Below are 17,372 nucleotides of genomic sequence, written 5' to 3'. Positions count from 1 at the left end.
ACCCTTACTTGAAGCGGTGGATGTTGGACAGCTGCTTGTTCGGCTGTGGGTTCTTGCGGTAGATCAGCGCTTTCTTGCCGATGGTCTGCACCAGCTCGGCGCGGCCGACCTTGCACAGTTCGGCGATCGCGGCGGCGCGCTCTTCACGGTCTTCCGAACGGATTTCGACCTTGATCAGCTCGTGATCGGCCAGGGCGCGCTCCAGTTCGGCGGCGACGCCTTCGTTCACACCGTTGCCAGCAACGATCAGGACCGGCTTCAGGTCATGACCAATGGACTTGTATTGCTTCTTCTGCTCGTTATTGAGCGGCATAATCTGACCCTTTTCGTCTGATTCTGTAAAATTGACGGGCATTTTACCCGAGGGCCCCTGGCTCCGCCCAGTCAAACACGACGCATATCATCGAGGTGCCCCGTGGTACAACGTTCCAAAAGCAGCGCAAACTGGCTGCGCGAGCATTTCAACGACCCTTTTGTGAAACAGGCGCAGAAGGATGGCTACCGCTCGCGTGCGAGCTACAAACTGCTGGAGATCCAGGAGAAAGACCGCCTGATCCGTCCCGGCATGAGCGTGATCGACCTCGGCGCAGCGCCAGGTGGCTGGTCGCAGGTGACCAGTCGTCTGATTGGTGGCCAAGGGCGGTTGATCGCCTCGGACATCCTGGAAATGGACTCGATCCCGGACGTGACCTTCATCCAGGGGGACTTCACCCAGGACGAAGTGTTGCAGCAGATCCTGGCAGCGGTCGGCGATTCGCACGTAGACCTTGTGATTTCCGATATGGCCCCCAATATGAGTGGTACGCCCGCGGTGGACATGCCGCGCGCCATGTTCCTCTGTGAGCTGGCTCTGGATCTGGCAACCCGCGTGCTCAAGCCGGGCGGGGATTTCCTGATCAAGATTTTCCAGGGCGAAGGTTTCGACATGTACCTGAAGGACGTGCGCAGCAAGTTCGACAAGGTGCAGATGCGCAAGCCATCGTCCTCGCGGGATCGCTCCCGTGAACAGTACCTGTTGGGCAAGGGTTTCAAAGGGGCATGAAAGGCGTACTGCGGGGTGGTCGATAGTTAATTCCAATCAGCCGCCCCGTCTGGATTGTCCGAACTTCGTGTAGTCTAGCTTTCACAAAGGGTTACAGACGGTGCCTGCGGTTGCGTAGGTAATGTAGTAAGTTAGGGCGATGAATATCATGCGAGGCACGGCTGCGTCGTGCGCCGGCCTCAGAGGGTAGCGAATTGAACGACATGGCAAAGAATCTGATCCTGTGGTTGATCATCGCCGCCGTCCTGGTGACGGTGATGAACAACTTCTCCAGCCCTAACGAGCCGCAGACCCTCAACTATTCCGACTTCATCCAGCAGGTCAAGGATGGCAAGGTCGAGCGCGTGACCGTCGACGGCTACATCATTACCGGCAAGCGCACCGACGGCGACAACTTCAAGACCGTGCGTCCGGCCATCACCGACAACGGCCTGATCGGCGACCTGGTTGACAACCACGTGACCGTCGAGGGCAAGCAGCCCGAGCAGCAGAGCATCTGGACTCAGTTGCTGGTGGCGAGCTTCCCGATCCTGGTGATCATCGCCGTGTTCATGTTCTTCATGCGCCAGATGCAGGGCGGTGCCGGCGGTAAAGGCGGCCCGATGAGCTTTGGCAAGAGCAAGGCGCGCCTGCTCTCCGAAGACCAGGTCAAGACCACGCTGGCTGACGTCGCGGGTTGCGACGAGGCCAAGGAAGAGGTCGGCGAGCTGGTCGAGTTCCTGCGCGATCCGGGCAAGTTCCAGCGCTTGGGTGGCCGTATCCCGCGTGGCGTGCTGATGGTGGGCCCACCTGGTACCGGTAAGACCCTGCTGGCCAAGGCCATCGCCGGTGAAGCCAAAGTGCCGTTCTTCACTATCTCGGGTTCCGACTTCGTTGAAATGTTCGTCGGTGTCGGTGCCAGCCGTGTGCGCGACATGTTCGAGCAGGCGAAGAAGCACGCCCCCTGCATCATCTTCATCGACGAAATCGATGCCGTCGGTCGCCACCGTGGCGCCGGCATGGGCGGCGGTCACGACGAGCGTGAGCAGACCCTCAACCAGCTGCTGGTCGAGATGGATGGCTTCGAGATGAACGATGGCATCATCGTCATCGCCGCCACCAACCGTCCGGACGTACTCGACCCGGCGCTGCTGCGCCCGGGCCGCTTCGACCGCCAGGTGGTGGTCGGCCTGCCGGACATCCGTGGGCGTGAGCAGATCCTCAAGGTCCACATGCGCAAGGTGCCGATTGGCGAGAACGTCAACCCGGCGGTCATTGCTCGCGGCACCCCTGGTTTCTCCGGTGCCGACCTGGCCAACCTGGTCAACGAGGCGTCGCTGTTCGCCGCCCGCGCCAGCAAGCGCGTGGTCGAGATGAAGGAGTTCGAGCTGGCCAAGGACAAGATCATGATGGGCGCCGAGCGCAAGACCATGGTCATGTCCGAGAAAGAGAAGCAGAACACCGCTTATCACGAAGCCGGTCACGCCATCGTTGGTCGCGTGGTACCTGAGCATGATCCTGTCTACAAAGTGTCGATCATCCCGCGTGGTCGCGCGCTGGGTGTGACCATGTTCCTGCCGGAAGAGGACCGCTACAGCCTGTCCAAGCGCGCCCTGATCAGCCAGATCTGCTCGCTGTACGGTGGCCGTATCGCCGAAGAAATGACCCTGGGCTTCGATGGCGTCACCACCGGTGCCTCCAACGACATCATGCGTGCCAGCCAGATTGCCCGGAACATGGTCACCAAGTGGGGCCTGTCCGAGAAGCTCGGGCCGCTGATGTACGCGGAAGAAGAGGGCGAAGTGTTCCTCGGCCGCAGCGCCGGCAGCCAGCACGCCAGCGTGTCGGGCGAGACCGCCAAGATGATCGACTCGGAAGTGCGTGCGATCATCGATCAGTGCTACGCCACGGCCAAGCAGATCCTCACCGACAACCGTGACAAGCTCGACGCCATGGCCGAAGCATTGATGAAGTACGAAACCATCGATGCCGACCAGATCGACGACATCATGGCGGGCCGCACTCCGCGTGAACCGCGTGACTGGGACAATGATGCCGGCACTTCCGGCAACCAGGCCTCCCAGGGTGATCGTCCGGAGTCGCCGATCGGCGGCCCAGCGGCTCAACACTAAGGGTAGCCATGAGTTCACAGCAGTACCCGACCCGGTTGCCTTGCGGCAACCGGGTTCTTGATTTGTCCCGTACCCATGTCATGGGTATCCTCAATATCACCCCCGATTCCTTCTCCGACGGCGGGCGCTTCAGCCAGCGCGACGCGGCGCTGCGTCACGCCGAGGCGATGGTGGCCGCAGGCGCGACCCTGGTCGATGTCGGCGGCGAGTCCACGCGACCCGGTGCCCGGGCTGTTTCGCCCCTCGAGGAACTGGAGCGCGTGGCGCCCATCGTTGAAGCGATCAGCAGCCGCCTTGATGTGATCATCTCCGTGGATACCTCGACGCCCGCAGTCATGCGCGAGTCGGCCCGCGTTGGTGCCGGCCTGATCAACGACGTGCGCGCCCTGGAGCGCGACGGTGCGCTTGATGCCGCTGCCGCTACAGGGTTGCCGGTGTGCCTGATGCACATGCGCGGCGAGCCGGGCAACATGCAGGACAATCCGCATTACGAGGATGTGACCGCCGACGTCACGCGCTACCTTGAGCAGCGCATGGCGGCCTGTGCGGCGGTCGGCATCGACGCCGATCGTATCGTCCTCGATCCCGGGTTTGGGTTTGCCAAGACCCTCGAGCACAACCTGAGCCTGTTCAAACACATGGAAGCGCTTTACCGCCTCGGGCGGCCACTGTTGGTGGGCGTCTCGCGCAAGAGCATGATTGGCCTCACGCTGGATCGCCCGGTAGGTGAGCGGCTCTACGGCAGCCTGGCGCTGGCGGCACTGGCCATGACCAAGGGCGCGAGCATCCTGCGCGTTCATGATGTCGCCGAAACGGTCGATGTAGTGCGCATGATCGCCGCCGTGCAGAGCGCCGAATAAGAAAACTGGAGTCCCTATGAGCAGAAAATACTTTGGTACCGATGGTATCCGTGGTCGCGTTGGCCAGTTCCCCATCACCCCGGACTTCATGCTGAAACTCGGCTGGGCCGCGGGCATGGCCTTCCGCAAGCAGGGTCACTGCCGTGTGCTGGTCGGCAAGGACACCCGTATCTCCGGCTACATGTTCGAGTCGGCGCTCGAGGCTGGCCTTTCTGCCGCCGGTGCCGATGTGATGCTGCTCGGGCCGATGCCGACCCCGGCGATCGCCTACCTTACCCGCACCTTCCACGCCGAAGCCGGTATCGTCATCAGTGCGTCGCACAACCCGCACGACGACAATGGCATCAAGTTCTTCTCGGGCAATGGCACCAAGCTGCCGGACGAAGTCGAGTTGATGATCGAGGAGTTGCTCGACCAGCCGATGACCGTCGTCGATTCGGGCAAGCTGGGCAAGGTTTCGCGCATCAACGATGCGGCCGGCCGCTACATCGAGTTCTGCAAGAGCAGCGTGCCTACCAGCACCAGTTTCGAAGGCCTCAAGGTCGTGGTGGACTGCGCCCACGGCGCCACCTACAAAGTTGCCCCCAGCGTGTTCCGTGAGCTGGGCGCCGATGTGACGGTGCTGCATGCCGCACCGGATGGCCTGAACATCAACGAAGGCTGCGGTTCGACGCACATCGAGTCGTTGCAGGCTGCGGTACTGGTTGGGCATGCCGACCTGGGTATCGCCTTTGACGGCGATGGTGACCGGGTGCTGATGGTCGATCACACCGGTGCCATCGTCGACGGTGATGAGCTGTTGTACATCATCGGCCGCGACCTGCACGAGCGCGGCAAGCTGCAGGGTGGCGTGGTGGGTACCTTGATGAGCAACCTTGGCCTGGAGCTGGCGTTCAAGGAACTGGACATTCCGTTCGTGCGAGCGAAAGTCGGCGACCGCTATGTCATGGCCGAACTGATTGAACGCGAGTGGCTGCTGGGGGGTGAAAACTCCGGGCATGTCGTGTGCTGCAACCACACCACCACCGGTGATGCGATCATCGCCGCGCTGCAGGTGCTGATGGCCCTCAAGCGTCGCGGCGAAACCCTTGCCCAGGCGCGCCAGGGCGTGCGCAAGTGCCCTCAGGTGTTGATCAATGTGCGCTTCGAGGCAGGCAAGAGCGACCCGTTGAAAAACCCTCTGGTGAAAGCCGCAAGCGACAAGGCTACCGAAGACATGGCGGGCCGCGGGCGCGTGCTGTTGCGCAAGTCCGGCACCGAGCCACTGGTGCGCGTGATGGTCGAAGGCGACGACGAAAACCAGGTGCGTGGCCATGCCGAAGCCTTGGCCAAGCTGGTCGCTGAAGTTTGTGCCTGAAGAGGCTTGCCAGCGCAGATCGGGTTGGGTAAGATCTGCGCCCACTTTGACCGACGAGGTAAAGCATGCGTCGCCCCATGGTAGCTGGTAACTGGAAGATGCACGGTACCCGCGCCAGCGTCGCTGAGCTGACTCAGGGCTTGGGCAATCTGCCCCTGCCAAGCGGTGTGGAAGTCGCGGTGTTTCCGCCATCCCTGTTCATTGATCAAGTGATCAAGGGCCTGGAAGGAAAGGGAATCACCGTTGGCGCACAGAATTCTGCTGTACAGCCTGAACAAGGCGCGCTGACCGGAGAAGTTGCACCGAGTCAGTTGGCTGAAGTTGGTTGCAAATATGTTCTGGTCGGGCATTCCGAGCGTCGCCAAATTATTGGTGAAACTAACGAAGTGCTGAATCAAAAGTTTGCAGCTGCTCAGAAAAGTGGTTTGACGCCAGTGCTCTGTATAGGGGAAACTCTCGAAGAGCGCGAGGCAGGCAAGACGCTTGAAGTTGTAGGGCGTCAACTAAGCAGTGTTATCGACGCGTTCGGTATTGCCGCTTTTGCCAGCGCAGTAATTGCCTATGAGCCTGTATGGGCCATCGGTACTGGTTTGACGGCCTCGCCACAGCAAGCCCAGGATGTGCATGCAGCCATCCGCAAGCAGTTGGCGGCGAAGGACGCCGAAGTTGCAGCTAACGTGCAGCTTCTCTACGGCGGCAGCGTGAAGGCGGCCAATGCGGCCGAACTGTTCGGCATGCCGGATATCGATGGGGGGCTCATTGGTGGAGCGTCCCTGAATGCAGACGAATTCGGTGCAATTTGTCGCGCCGCAGGAAACTGAACAATGCTGGAAACAGTCGTAGTTGTTTTTCATCTGTTGGCGGCATTGGCACTGGTAGTAATGGTGCTGCTGCAACAGGGTAAAGGTGCGGAAGCAGGTGCATCTTTCGGCGCAGGTGCTTCAAATACTGTGTTCGGAAGCCAAGGTTCCGCTACCTTTTTGAGTAAAGTTACTGCTATACTTGCCGCCACTTTCTTTTTGACTGCACTTGGGTTAGGATACTTCGCCAAGCAGCAGGCTCACCAGCTGACTCAAGCTGGTCTGCCAGATCCAGCAGTGCTGGAAGTCAAAGAGCAAAAGCCGGCAGTCAACGATGATGTACCGGTGCTCCAGCAGCAGAAGAGCGAAACCACCAACTCTGGTGATGTACCTCCTCCGGCGAAAGAGCAGCAGTAACGGGTTTCAAATGTAGTATTGCCGAGGTGGTGGAATTGGTAGACACGCAACCTTGAGGTGGTTGTGCCCATAGGGTGTAGGGGTTCGAGTCCCCTTCTCGGTACCAATTGAAGCAAGAGAGCCCGCTTTAAGCGGGCTTTCTTGTAGGTGGAGGTTGGATTGACCCTCAAGGGGGTTCGGTCTTATACTTTCGCCCCAGCTTTGTCGCGGGGTGGAGCAGCTTGGTAGCTCGTCGGGCTCATAACCCGAAGGTCGTTGGTTCAAATCCAGCCCCCGCAACCAGCTTCAGCGGAGCCCCTTTTCAGGGGCTTTTTGCTAGCCAACAGTTTTCGGCGTCGTTGTCCTACGGCGCTTTCAGGGATGGGCGCTTCGCCCATTTTTTATTTGCACAGCATGCACGAGGGGGTTCAGGTGTCGAGCAAGCTAGAACAGTTGCAGGCCTTGTTGGCCCCAGTGGTCGAGGGGCTGGGCTATCAGTGCTGGGGGATCGAATACGTCTCCCAAGGTAAGCATTCGGTACTGCGTATCTACATCGACAAGGAAGGCGGCATTCTGGTGGAAGACTGCGAAGCGGTCAGCCGTCAGGCCAGCGCCATCCTGGATGTGGAAGACCCGATCAGCAGTGAATACACCCTCGAGGTTTCCTCTCCAGGCATGGATCGCCCGCTGTTCACTCTGGAACAGTTTGCCTCGCATGCCGGCGAGCAAGTGAAGATCAAGCTGCGTACGCCCTTCGAAGGTCGTCGTAACTTCCAGGGCCTTCTCCGCGGTGTGGAGGAGCAGGATGTGGTGGTCCAGGTGGATAACCATGAGTTCCTGCTGCCGATCGACTCGATCGACAAGGCCAATATTATTCCCAGTTTTGACTGAGACGTGCCGGGCCCGGCGGAAATTTACGGGCCCAATGGCTTGCGCAAGGCGAGGCGTACGATGAGCAAAGAAGTACTGCTGGTTGTTGAATCGGTATCCAACGAAAAGGGTGTACCGCCCGGCGTCATTTTCGAGGCGCTGGAAGTGGCTCTGGCCACTGCAACCAAAAAGCGTTTTGAGGACGAAGTCGACCTGCGTGTGGAAATCAACCGCCACACCGGTAGCTACGAAACGTTCCGTCGTTGGACGGTCGTCGAGGAAGCGGATCTGGATGATCCGGCAATCGAGGTCTGGCCAGCAAAAATTCAGGAAAGTCATCCTGAAGCCAAAGTTGGCGACGTGATCGAAGAGAAGATCGAATCGATCGAGTTCGGTCGCATTGCTGCGCAAACCGCCAAGCAAGTCATCGTGCAGAAGGTTCGCGAAGCTGAGCGCGCCCAGGTGGTCGACGCCTACCGCGAGCGCGTTGGCGAGATCATCTCCGGTACCGTGAAGAAGGTCACCCGCGACAACGTCATCGTCGACCTGGGCAACAACGCCGAAGCGCTGCTGGCCCGTGAAGACATCATCCCCCGTGAGACCTTCCGGGTCGGTGTGCGCCTGCGTGCACTGCTCAAGGAAATCCGCACCGAGAACCGTGGTCCGCAGTTGATCCTGTCGCGCACCGCGCCGCAGATGCTGATCGAGCTGTTCCGCATCGAAGTGCCGGAAATCGCCGAAGGCCTCATCGAAGTCATGGCCGCCTCCCGTGATCCGGGATCGCGTGCCAAGATCGCCGTCCGCTCCAAGGACAAGCGCATCGACCCACAAGGTGCCTGTATCGGCATGCGTGGTTCGCGCGTCCAAGCCGTATCCGGCGAGCTGGGTGGCGAGCGTGTGGATATCGTCCTCTGGGACGAGAACCCGGCGCAGTTCGTCATCAACGCCATGTCGCCGGCAGAGGTTGCCGCGATCATCGTTGACGAAGACGCCCATGCGATGGATATCGCCGTTGGTGCCGACAACCTGGCTCAGGCCATTGGTCGTGGCGGTCAGAACGTTCGTCTGGCCAGTCAGCTGACCGGCTGGACCCTGAACGTGATGACCGAGTCGGACATCCAGGCCAAGCAACAGGCTGAAACCGGCGACATCCTGCGTAATTTTGTTGAGGAACTGGAAGTCGACGAAGAACTGGCACAAGTGCTGGTCGACGAAGGCTTCACCAACCTTGAAGAAATTGCCTACGTACCGTTGGAAGAAATGCTCAACATCGATGGCTTTGACGAAGAAATCGTCAATGAGCTCCGCGCTCGAGCCAAGGACCGTTTGTTGACCAAGGCCATCGCTACCGAAGAAAAACTGGCAGACGCCCATCCGGCCGAAGACCTGCTCTCCCTCGAGGGCATGGACAAGGACCTGGCGGCCGAACTGGCGGTGCGCGGCGTGGTTAACCGCGAAGACCTGGCCGAGCAGTCGATCGACGATCTGCTCGACATCGACGGCATCGACGAAGAGCGTGCCGGCAAGTTGATCATGGCCGCCCGAGCCCACTGGTTCGAGTAATTAGGCGCGGCCTGAGGAGAGAAGTGCATGACGCAAGTCACGGTGAAAGAACTGGCCCAAGAGGTCGAGGCACCGGTAGAGCGCCTGCTGCAGCAGATGCGTGAGGCAGGTCTGCCGCACACCGACGCCGGTCAGGTAGTGACCGACAATGAGAAGCAGACCCTGCTGACTCATTTGAAAAGCAGCCACAAGAGCAAGGCGGAAGAGCCGCGCAAGATTACCTTGCAGCGCAAAACCACCAGCACCCTGCGTGTCGCCGGTAGCAAGAGCATCAGCGTAGAAGTACGCAAGAAGAAAGTATTCGTGCAGCGCAGCCCGGAAGAGATCCAGGCTGAGCAGAAGCGCGAGCAGGAAGAGCGCCGCGCGGCTGAAAACGCCGCTCGCGAGAAGGTCGAAGCCGAAGTGCGTCAGCGCAACGAGGAGCAGGCACGCCGTCAGGCCGCCGAAGCCCCGGCCGCTGCCCCGGTAGCCAAGGCCGAGCCTGCCGCTGTTGCTGCCCCGGTAGTGGCCAATGCGCCGGTGTCCGAAGACGCCGCCGCACGTGCTGCCGAGCGCAAGAAAGACGAGACCCGTCGCAACGAAAGCCGCAGCCGTGATGACGATCGTCGTGGTGGTGGCCCAGCTGCTGCCGGCCGTGGCGAAGCGCCGCGCATGTCGGTCAAGGTCAAGGTCAAGGAGAAGGAAAAGGCTCCGACTCCACGCGCCGCGCCACGCACCACCGAAGAAGAAAGCGATGGTTTCCGTCGTGGTCGCGGTGGCAAGAGCAAAGGCAAGAAGCGCAACCAGCATGGCTTCCAGAGCCCGTCCGGCCCCGTCATCCGTGACGTGACCATCGGCGAGACCATCACGGTTTCGGACCTGGCCCAGCGCATGTCGGTCAAAGGTGCTGAAGTCGTCAAGTTCATGTTCAAGATGGGCACTCCGGTCACCATCAACCAGGTGCTCGACCAGGAAACCGCTCAGCTGGTAGCAGAAGAGCTGGGTCACAAGGTCACCCTGGTCAGCGATACCGCCCTGGAAGACTCCCTGGCCGAATCGCTGAAGTTCGAAGGTGAAGTTGAATCGCGCGCGCCGGTCGTTACCGTCATGGGTCACGTTGACCATGGTAAGACCTCGCTGCTCGACTACATCCGTCGTGCCAAAGTTGCTGCTGGCGAAGCCGGTGGCATCACCCAGCACATCGGTGCCTACCACGTCGAAACCGACCGTGGCATGGTCACCTTCCTCGACACCCCAGGCCACGCTGCGTTTACTCAGATGCGTGCCCGTGGTGCCAAGGCCACCGACATCGTCATCCTGGTGGTGGCGGCGGACGACGGCGTGATGCCGCAGACCCGCGAAGCCGTTCAGCATGCCAAGGCTGCTGGCGTGCCGCTGGTGGTTGCCGTGAACAAGATCGACAAGCCGGGTGCCGACCTCGATCGCATCCGCAACGAGCTGGCCGTCGAAGGCGTCACCTCCGAGGACTGGGGTGGTGACACTCCGTTCGTCAAGGTGTCGGCGAAGATGGGTACCGGTGTCGACGAACTGCTCGAAGCCGTACTGCTGCAGGCCGAGATTCTCGAACTGACCGCCACCCCGACGGCTCCAGGTCGCGGTGTCGTGGTTGAATCGCGTCTGGACAAAGGCCGTGGCCCGGTTGCCACCATCCTGGTTCAGGACGGCACCCTGCGTCAGGGCGACATGGTCCTGGTCGGCTCCAACTATGGCCGCGTGCGTGCCATGCTCGACGAGAACGGCAAGCCTGTGAAGGAAGCCGGCCCGTCGATCCCGGTCGAGATCCTCGGCCTGGATGGCACTCCGGACGCTGGTGACGAAATGTCCGTGGTGGCCGACGAGAAGAAAGCCCGTGAAGTTGCCCTGTTCCGTCAAGGCAAGTTCCGTGAGGTCAAGCTGGCTCGTGCTCACGCCGGCAAGCTGGAAAACATCTTCGAGACCATGGGTCAGGAAGAGAAGAAGACCCTCAACATCGTCCTCAAGACCGATGTGCGTGGCTCCCTGGAAGCGCTGCAGGGCTCGCTCGGCGGCCTGGGCAACGACGAAGTTCAGGTGCGTGTGATCGGTGGCGGCGTCGGTGGTATCACCGAGAGCGACGCCAACCTGGCACTGGCCTCGAACGCGGTGCTGTTCGGCTTCAACGTGCGTGCCGATGCCGGTGCGCGCCGGATCGTCGAGCAGGAAGGTCTGGATATGCGTTACTACAACGTGATCTACGACATCATCGAAGACGTCAAGAAAGCCCTGACCGGCATGCTCGGCAGCGATGTTCGCGAGAACATCCTGGGTGTCGCCGAAGTGCGTGACGTGTTCCGTTCGCCGAAGTTCGGCGCCATCGCTGGCTGTATGGTCATCGAGGGTACCGTGTACCGCAACCGTCCGATCCGCGTACTGCGCGACGACGTTGTGATCTTCGAAGGCGAGCTGGAATCGCTGCGTCGCTTCAAGGACGATGCTTCCGAAGTGCGTAACGGCATGGAGTGCGGTATTGGCGTCAAGAGCTACAACGACGTCAAGGTCGGCGACAAGATCGAAGTCTTCGAGAAAGTCCAGGTGGCTCGTACCCTTTAAGGGCGAGCCCGCTGCCAACCCCCGTCGTACGGCGGTTGGCAGCGCCTCTGCAGGTAGCGCCCGGTCAGGCTTGTGTCTGAACCGGGCGTTTGCCGCTTTAGAAACAGGTAGCAAAAATGGCAAAAGAATACAGCCGTACCCAACGTATCGGCGATCAGATGCAGCGCGAGCTGGCCGAACTGATCCGCCGCGAAGTCAAGGACCCACGCGTGGGCCTGGTGACCATCACCGCCGTCGACGTCAGCCGCGACGTGGGCCATGCCAAGGTCTTCATCACCGTCATGGGTGAAGAAACCCCGGACGCAGTGCAGCAGTCGCTCAAGGCCCTCAACAGTGCCGCCAGCTTCCTGCGCCTGCACCTGGGCCGCTCGATGCAGCTGCGCAGCGTGCCGCAACTGCATTTCCACTTCGATGAAAGCGTCAGCCGTGGCGTGCACCTGTCGGCACTGATCGAGCGGGCGGTCGCCGAAGACCGTCTGCACAAGGATGCCGACGAGCCGGGCGCCAAGGAGTAAGCGGTGGCCCAGGTCAAACGTATCCGCCGCAACGTCAGCGGCATCATCCTGCTCGACAAGCCGCTGGGGTTCACCTCCAACGCCGCGTTGCAGAAGGTCCGCTGGTTGCTCAATGCCGAGAAGGCCGGCCACACCGGCAGCCTCGACCCACTGGCCAGCGGCGTGCTGCCGCTGTGCTTCGGTGAAGCGACCAAGTTCTCGCAGTACCTGCTCGAGTCCGACAAGGGCTACGAAACGGTCATGCAAATGGGGCAGACTACCAACACCGGTGATGCCGAGGGCGAAGTCCTGCAGACCCGTGAGGTGACCGTCGGTCGCGCCGACATCGAGGCCGTGCTGCCGCGTTTTCGCGGCCCGATCAGCCAGATACCGCCGATGTACTCGGCGCTCAAGCGTGACGGCCAGCCGCTTTACAAGCTGGCACGTGCAGGAGAGGTAGTGGAGCGCGAGGCGCGTTCTGTTACTATTGGCCGCTTGGAGTTGCTCGAGTGCGAAGGCACCCGTGCACGGCTGAGCGTAGGATGCAGCAAAGGCACCTATATCCGTACCCTGGTGGAGGATATTGGCGAGGCACTTGGCTGCGGCGCCTATGTCGCCGAACTGCGCAGGACCCAGGCCGGGCCCTTCGCACTGGCACAGACCGTGACCCTCGAGGAGCTCGAACAGGCCCACGCCGAAGGTGGCAACGAAGCGCTCGATCGCTTCCTCATGCCGTCCGACAGCGGGTTGCAGGACTGGCCGCTGTTGAGCCTTTCCGAGCACAGTGCGTTCTACTGGCTGCATGGCCAGGCCGTACGTGCCCCGGATGCGCCGCAGTTCGGCATGGTCCGCGTACAGGATCACAACGGTCGCTTCATCGGTATCGGTGAAGTGAGCGAAGACGGGCGCGTGGCGCCGCGTCGGCTGATTCGGTCGGAATGACCGGAACCGCAGGCCCAGGCTTCGGCTAAAGCCTGCGGATACAAGGGTGGCTGTCAGTAGGCACGGTCACACCTTTTTTATTAATACAGGGATCAAGTCCCTGGCCTATTGGACCCCGCTTGCGGGATCCGTTTATCAGGAGAAGCCACATGGCCCTCAGCGTTGAAGAAAAAGCTCAAATCGTTGCCGACTACCAGCAAGCTGCTGGCGATACTGGTAGCCCGGAAGTTCAGGTTGCTCTGCTGACCGCGAACATCAACAAGCTGCAAGGCCACTTCAAGGCCAACGGCAAAGACCACCACTCGCGTCGTGGCCTGATCCGTATGGTTAACCAGCGTCGTAAGCTGCTGGACTACCTGAAGGGCAAAGACACCACTCGTTACAGCGCCCTGATCGGTCGCCTGGGCCTGCGTCGCTAATAGCGGCCTGGTCAGTGGTGTGCATGGCGGACTCATCGGCAACGCTGCCTGGCAGCGTTTCCGTTGGGCACGCCATGCGTATCTTCGAGGTTGGCAGCCTGGCAATGCCGAGCGGGATTTCCGCTCGGCGCCAGGCTCCCAGCCTCGTGTTGTATCTGGACGGTCAATGGGGCCGATTCCCTGTTCTGCCCAAGAATTCGCAAGAAACCAGTTCCCCCAGAGCCACTGAAAAAGGTAGGAAACCGTGAACCCGGTAATCAAGCAATTCCAGTTCGGTCAATCGACCGTTACCCTCGAAACGGGCCGCATTGCCCGTCAGGCCACCGGCGCTGTGCTGGTCACCGTCGACAACGATGTCACCGTGCTGGTGACCGTGGTCGGTGCCAAGCAGGCAGACCCGAGCAAGGGCTTCTTCCCGCTGTCCGTGCACTACCAGGAAAAGACCTACGCCGCTGGCAAGATCCCAGGTGGTTTCTTCAAGCGTGAAGGCCGCCCATCCGAAAAAGAAACCCTGACTTCGCGCCTGATCGACCGCCCGATCCGCCCGCTGTTCCCAGAAGGTTTCATGAACGAAGTGCAGGTCGTCTGCACCGTGGTTTCCACCAGCAAGAAGACCGATCCGGACATCGCTGCGATGATCGGTACCTCGGCTGCCCTGGCCATTTCCGGCATTCCGTTCGAAGGCCCGATCGGCGCCGCCCGCGTTGCCTTCCACGAAAGCACCGGCTACCTGCTGAACCCGACCTACGAGCAGCAGGCCGCTTCGAGCCTGGACATGGTCGTAGCCGGTACCGCCGATGCCGTACTGATGGTTGAATCGGAAGCCAAAGAGCTGACCGAAGACCAGATGCTGGGCGCCGTGCTGTTCGCCCACGACGAATTCCAGGCCGTGATCAAGGCTGTCAAAGAGCTGGCTGCCGAAGCCGCCAAGCCGACCTGGGACTGGAAACCGGCCGTTGCCAACACCGAGCTGTTCAACGCCATCCGCGCCGAGTTCGGCGAGGCGGTCTCCCAGGGCTACACCATCACCGTCAAGGCCGACCGTTACGCGCGCCTGGGCGAGCTGCGCGACCAGGCGGTTGCCAAGTTCTCCGGTGAAGAAGGCCAGCCATCGGCCGGTGAAGTCAAAGACATCTTCGGCGAGATCGAATACCGCACCGTTCGCGAGAACATCGTCAACGGCAAGCCACGTATCGACGGCCGCGACACCAAGACCGTGCGCCCGCTGAACATCGAAGTCGGCGTACTGCCGAAGACCCACGGTTCGGCCCTGTTCACCCGTGGCGAAACCCAGGCCCTGGTGGTTGCCACCCTCGGCACCGCGCGTGACGCCCAGCTGCTGGACACCCTCGAAGGCGAGAAGAAAGACCCCTTCATGCTGCACTACAACTTCCCACCGTTCTCGGTAGGCGAGTGTGGTCGCATGGGCGGTGCTGGCCGTCGCGAAATCGGTCACGGCCGTCTGGCCCGTCGTTCGGTCCAGGCCATGCTGCCGGCCGCTGACGTGTTCCCGTACACCATCCGCGTCGTATCGGAAATCACCGAGTCCAACGGCTCCAGCTCCATGGCTTCGGTCTGTGGCGCTTCCCTGGCCCTGATGGACGCTGGTGTGCCGATGAAGGCACCGGTGGCCGGTATCGCCATGGGCCTGGTCAAGGAAGGCGAGAAGTTCGCCATTCTGACCGACATCCTGGGTGACGAAGACCACCTGGGCGACATGGACTTCAAGGTAGCCGGTACCGCCAAAGGTGTTACCGCGCTGCAGATGGACATCAAGATCAACGGCATCACCGAAGAGATCATGGAAATCGCCCTGGGCCAGGCCCTGGAAGCGCGCCTGAACATCCTCGGCCAGATGAACCAGATCATTGGCCAGTCGCGCACCGAGCTGTCGGCCAACGCACCGACCATGATCGCGATGAAGATCGACACCGACAAGATCCGTGACGTCATCGGTAAAGGCGGCGCCACCATCCGCGGCATCTGTGAAGAAACCAAGGCTTCGATCGACATCGAAGACGACGGTTCGATCAAGATCTTCGGCGAAACCAAGGAAGCGGCTGAAGCTGCCAAGCAGCGCATCCTGGGCATTACCGCAGAAGCCGAAATCGGCAAGATCTATGTCGGTAAGGTCGAGCGTATCGTCGACTTCGGCGCCTTCGTCAACATCCTGCCGGGCAAGGACGGCCTGGTGCACATCTCCATGCTCAGCGATGCGCGTGTAGAGAAGGTCACCGACATCCTGAAGGAAGGCCAGGAAGTCGAAGTTCTGGTACTGGACGTGGACAACCGCGGCCGTATCAAGCTGTCGATCAAAGACGTTGCCGCTGCCAAGGCATCGGGCGTCTGAGCATTTCGATGCTGGAAAGAAGGACCCTTCGGGGTCCTTTTTTTATGGGCGTCGATCATGTTCGTCGAACTTCAGGGAGGCTGGCAACTGGCGCCTGCGGCGAGCTTGCAACTTGCATTCAACAATATCCTCATACTTGCAAATTGCACGATCCATTTCAGCATGCTGTTTCGGTAAGCTACTGATTTATAAGGACTATTAAAAAGGCGAAAACCTGGCACAGCCCCTGCAACATCACTCTTACCTGACGCCAGGAACCACGGCGCAGACCTTTCGAAAAACAGGAGTGACCCTCATGAAGAAATTCGCCATTGCTGCCGCTACTGCTACCGCGCTGACCCTGACCATGGCTAACGCGGCGTTTGCTGCCCAGTCCACCCAGGCCCCGATGACGCTTGCGGCCGGTGAGGTGACCAAAGCCAAGGAAGCTACCTCCGATACCTGGATCACCACCAAGGTGAAGGCTGACCTGATGACCGAGAAAGGCGTGCCGGGCAGCGATATCAAGGTCGAAACCAACAAAGGCGTTGTGTCGTTGTCGTCCGAGACGGCAATTACCGATGCGCAAAAAGAGATGGCGATCGCCATCGCCAAGAAAATCAAGGGTGTACAGGCCGTCTCGGCTGATGGCCTGAAGTCCGAATAAGGGATGTCCCGTCGGCCAAAGGGAATTGGCCACCTTTCAAGCAAAAGCCCCGGCACCTGCCGGGGCTTTTGCTTATTCATCAGACCCCGGGATTGCGGGCGATCACATCACTCTCGAAACACACCTGCTCCAGGATCAGCGGCTCCACCAATGGCCGGCTGTCGCGAAAGTGCGCGGTCTGGGTATGGGCCTCGTAGGCCGCGTCGTCGCGGTAGATCTCGTACAGGTAGATCACCTGCGGGTCTTCGCGGTCCACCGACACATCGAACACCAGGCAGCCTGGCTCGGTAGCTACCGAGGCAGCCGCATTGGCTTTGATGGCGCTGAGAAAGGCTTCGGTCGTACCGGGCTTCACGCGCGTCTTGATAAACAGGCTATACACAGGCGCTTCCTTTTGTTTTAAATTCGCACTCGAATTGTATACAAAAATGGAGTCCTGACCATGACCGATCTACCTGCTCGCCCGGGCCGACTCAACGGCCTGCGCCACATTGCCCTGCTGGTGCCCAATCTGGAGGAGTGCGAGCGCTTCTATGTCGATGTGCTGGGTATGGAAGTACTCAATCGCGCCAACGAGGACCTGGTCTATCTCACCTGCGGTAACGACAACCTCTCGTTGGGGCGAGGCGCAGGTGCTGCCAATGGCCTGCAAACCCTGGATCACTATGGCTTCATCGTCGACAGCGTGGAGGAGCTGGAGGCCTGGTACCAGTACTTCAAGGCCCATGGCGTGACCTTGCTCGACCGCCCGTTCAACCACGGCGACGGTGCGCGCAGCTTCCATTTGCTGGACCCGGCGGGGAACAAGGTACAGCCGCTGTATCACCCGTCGGTGTCGGGGCAGCGGTTGGTTTGAGTGTTTGATTTATGGCGATCGCAGGTGTGGCTGATCCTGCGCCGCTGGGAGCGACTTACCTGTGCTGTGGCTGTCGGCCTCATCGCCGCCAAGCCGGC

General features: G+C 60.6%; 17 protein-coding genes and 2 tRNA genes. 17 read left to right on the top strand and 2 right to left on the bottom strand.

Annotation, left to right across the window (positions count from 1 at the left end; genetic code table 11):
- Window positions 1-4: 4 nt before the first annotated feature.
- Window positions 5-313: a YhbY family RNA-binding protein gene (locus tag ABE459_RS16125; protein ID WP_027595032.1), complete on the bottom strand. Its 309-nt coding sequence runs from the start codon at window positions 311-313 to the stop codon at window positions 5-7.
- A gap of 102 nt (window positions 314-415) precedes the next feature.
- Here ABE459_RS16125 and rlmE point away from each other — a divergent pair, with 102 nt between their 5' ends.
- The 16 genes from rlmE (at window position 416) to ABE459_RS16045 (ending at window position 16,418) form a co-directional block, all read left to right on the top strand.
- Window positions 416-1,042, top strand: coding sequence for a 23S rRNA (uridine(2552)-2'-O)-methyltransferase RlmE (gene rlmE, locus ABE459_RS16120; protein WP_125462536.1), 627 nt, complete (start codon window positions 416-418; stop codon window positions 1,040-1,042).
- 203 nt (window positions 1,043-1,245) lie between these two features.
- Window positions 1,246-3,153: an ATP-dependent zinc metalloprotease FtsH gene (ftsH, locus tag ABE459_RS16115; RefSeq protein ID WP_110995204.1), complete on the top strand. Its 1,908-nt coding sequence runs from the start codon at window positions 1,246-1,248 to the stop codon at window positions 3,151-3,153.
- An 8-nt stretch (window positions 3,154-3,161) separates the two neighbouring features.
- The gene (folP, locus tag ABE459_RS16110; protein WP_125857395.1) at window positions 3,162-4,013 is read left to right on the top strand and encodes a dihydropteroate synthase; all 852 of its coding nucleotides are present in this window, start codon (window positions 3,162-3,164) and stop codon (window positions 4,011-4,013) included.
- A 16-nt stretch (window positions 4,014-4,029) separates the two neighbouring features.
- Complete coding sequence (gene glmM, locus ABE459_RS16105; RefSeq protein WP_125462538.1) at window positions 4,030-5,370, top strand: phosphoglucosamine mutase; 1,341 nt, start codon at window positions 4,030-4,032, stop codon at window positions 5,368-5,370.
- 65 nt (window positions 5,371-5,435) lie between these two features.
- Window positions 5,436-6,191 (top strand): triose-phosphate isomerase, encoded by a 756-nt coding sequence (tpiA, locus tag ABE459_RS16100; RefSeq protein WP_346648066.1) that lies wholly within the window; start codon window positions 5,436-5,438, stop codon window positions 6,189-6,191.
- Between the two features lie 3 nt (window positions 6,192-6,194).
- The gene (gene secG, locus ABE459_RS16095) at window positions 6,195-6,587 is read left to right on the top strand and encodes a preprotein translocase subunit SecG (protein WP_011532138.1); all 393 of its coding nucleotides are present in this window, start codon (window positions 6,195-6,197) and stop codon (window positions 6,585-6,587) included.
- Window positions 6,588-6,607: 20 nt separating this feature from the next.
- Window positions 6,608-6,693 (top strand) — tRNA-Leu (locus ABE459_RS16090).
- A 99-nt stretch (window positions 6,694-6,792) separates the two neighbouring features.
- Window positions 6,793-6,869, top strand: a tRNA-Met gene (locus ABE459_RS16085).
- A gap of 129 nt (window positions 6,870-6,998) precedes the next feature.
- A complete protein-coding gene (rimP, locus tag ABE459_RS16080) occupies window positions 6,999-7,457 on the top strand; it encodes a ribosome maturation factor RimP (protein ID WP_016391791.1) in 459 nt (152 codons plus the stop codon).
- A gap of 60 nt (window positions 7,458-7,517) precedes the next feature.
- On the top strand, window positions 7,518-8,999 hold the full coding sequence (gene nusA, locus ABE459_RS16075; RefSeq protein WP_125462540.1) for a transcription termination factor NusA: 1,482 nt from the start codon (window positions 7,518-7,520) through the stop codon (window positions 8,997-8,999).
- A gap of 27 nt (window positions 9,000-9,026) precedes the next feature.
- Complete coding sequence (gene infB / locus ABE459_RS16070) at window positions 9,027-11,567, top strand: translation initiation factor IF-2 (protein ID WP_125857397.1); 2,541 nt, start codon at window positions 9,027-9,029, stop codon at window positions 11,565-11,567.
- A gap of 116 nt (window positions 11,568-11,683) precedes the next feature.
- Window positions 11,684-12,082, top strand: a complete 399-nt coding sequence (rbfA, locus tag ABE459_RS16065) for a 30S ribosome-binding factor RbfA (protein ID WP_110995210.1) — start codon at window positions 11,684-11,686, stop codon at window positions 12,080-12,082.
- A 3-nt stretch (window positions 12,083-12,085) separates the two neighbouring features.
- The gene (gene truB / locus ABE459_RS16060) at window positions 12,086-13,003 is read left to right on the top strand and encodes a tRNA pseudouridine(55) synthase TruB (RefSeq protein ID WP_125462542.1); all 918 of its coding nucleotides are present in this window, start codon (window positions 12,086-12,088) and stop codon (window positions 13,001-13,003) included.
- Window positions 13,004-13,152: 149 nt separating this feature from the next.
- Complete coding sequence (gene rpsO, locus ABE459_RS16055; RefSeq protein WP_009404303.1) at window positions 13,153-13,422, top strand: 30S ribosomal protein S15; 270 nt, start codon at window positions 13,153-13,155, stop codon at window positions 13,420-13,422.
- A gap of 244 nt (window positions 13,423-13,666) precedes the next feature.
- The gene (gene pnp / locus ABE459_RS16050) at window positions 13,667-15,772 is read left to right on the top strand and encodes a polyribonucleotide nucleotidyltransferase (protein ID WP_125462543.1); all 2,106 of its coding nucleotides are present in this window, start codon (window positions 13,667-13,669) and stop codon (window positions 15,770-15,772) included.
- A 295-nt stretch (window positions 15,773-16,067) separates the two neighbouring features.
- On the top strand, window positions 16,068-16,418 hold the full coding sequence (locus ABE459_RS16045; protein WP_125462544.1) for a BON domain-containing protein: 351 nt from the start codon (window positions 16,068-16,070) through the stop codon (window positions 16,416-16,418).
- Between the two features lie 79 nt (window positions 16,419-16,497).
- On the opposite strand, the gene ABE459_RS16040 is transcribed toward ABE459_RS16045, so the two are convergent.
- Window positions 16,498-16,800 (bottom strand): putative quinol monooxygenase, encoded by a 303-nt coding sequence (locus ABE459_RS16040; RefSeq protein WP_110995996.1) that lies wholly within the window; start codon window positions 16,798-16,800, stop codon window positions 16,498-16,500.
- 60 nt (window positions 16,801-16,860) lie between these two features.
- Here ABE459_RS16040 and ABE459_RS16035 point away from each other — a divergent pair, with 60 nt between their 5' ends.
- Window positions 16,861-17,274 carry a VOC family protein gene (locus ABE459_RS16035; RefSeq protein WP_125462545.1) on the top strand — a complete coding sequence of 138 codons (414 nt, stop codon included), beginning with the start codon at window positions 16,861-16,863 and terminating at the stop codon, window positions 17,272-17,274.
- Window positions 17,275-17,372: the final 98 nt, after the last annotated feature.

Source organism: Pseudomonas sp. TWI923, from assembly GCF_039673365.1.
GTDB lineage: Bacteria > Pseudomonadota > Gammaproteobacteria > Pseudomonadales > Pseudomonadaceae > Aquipseudomonas > Aquipseudomonas sichuanensis.
This window is presented reverse-complemented; position numbering and strand designations above follow the sequence as displayed.

What these genes read in the sequence shown, in the direction of transcription:
- ABE459_RS16125 (WP_027595032.1), bottom strand. Translation starts at nt 313, where the DNA reads ATGCCGCTCAATAACGAGCAGAAGAAGCAATACAAGTCCATTGGTCAT.
- ftsH (WP_110995204.1), top strand. Translation starts at nt 1,246, where the DNA reads ATGGCAAAGAATCTGATCCTGTGGTTGATCATCGCCGCCGTCCTGGTG.
- folP (WP_125857395.1), top strand. Translation starts at nt 3,162, where the DNA reads ATGAGTTCACAGCAGTACCCGACCCGGTTGCCTTGCGGCAACCGGGTT.
- glmM (WP_125462538.1), top strand. Translation starts at nt 4,030, where the DNA reads ATGAGCAGAAAATACTTTGGTACCGATGGTATCCGTGGTCGCGTTGGC.
- tpiA (WP_346648066.1), top strand. Translation starts at nt 5,436, where the DNA reads ATGCGTCGCCCCATGGTAGCTGGTAACTGGAAGATGCACGGTACCCGC.
- secG (WP_011532138.1), top strand. Translation starts at nt 6,195, where the DNA reads ATGCTGGAAACAGTCGTAGTTGTTTTTCATCTGTTGGCGGCATTGGCA.
- nusA (WP_125462540.1), top strand. Translation starts at nt 7,518, where the DNA reads ATGAGCAAAGAAGTACTGCTGGTTGTTGAATCGGTATCCAACGAAAAG.
- infB (WP_125857397.1), top strand. Translation starts at nt 9,027, where the DNA reads ATGACGCAAGTCACGGTGAAAGAACTGGCCCAAGAGGTCGAGGCACCG.
- rbfA (WP_110995210.1), top strand. Translation starts at nt 11,684, where the DNA reads ATGGCAAAAGAATACAGCCGTACCCAACGTATCGGCGATCAGATGCAG.
- rpsO (WP_009404303.1), top strand. Translation starts at nt 13,153, where the DNA reads ATGGCCCTCAGCGTTGAAGAAAAAGCTCAAATCGTTGCCGACTACCAG.
- ABE459_RS16045 (WP_125462544.1), top strand. Translation starts at nt 16,068, where the DNA reads ATGAAGAAATTCGCCATTGCTGCCGCTACTGCTACCGCGCTGACCCTG.
- ABE459_RS16035 (WP_125462545.1), top strand. Translation starts at nt 16,861, where the DNA reads ATGACCGATCTACCTGCTCGCCCGGGCCGACTCAACGGCCTGCGCCAC.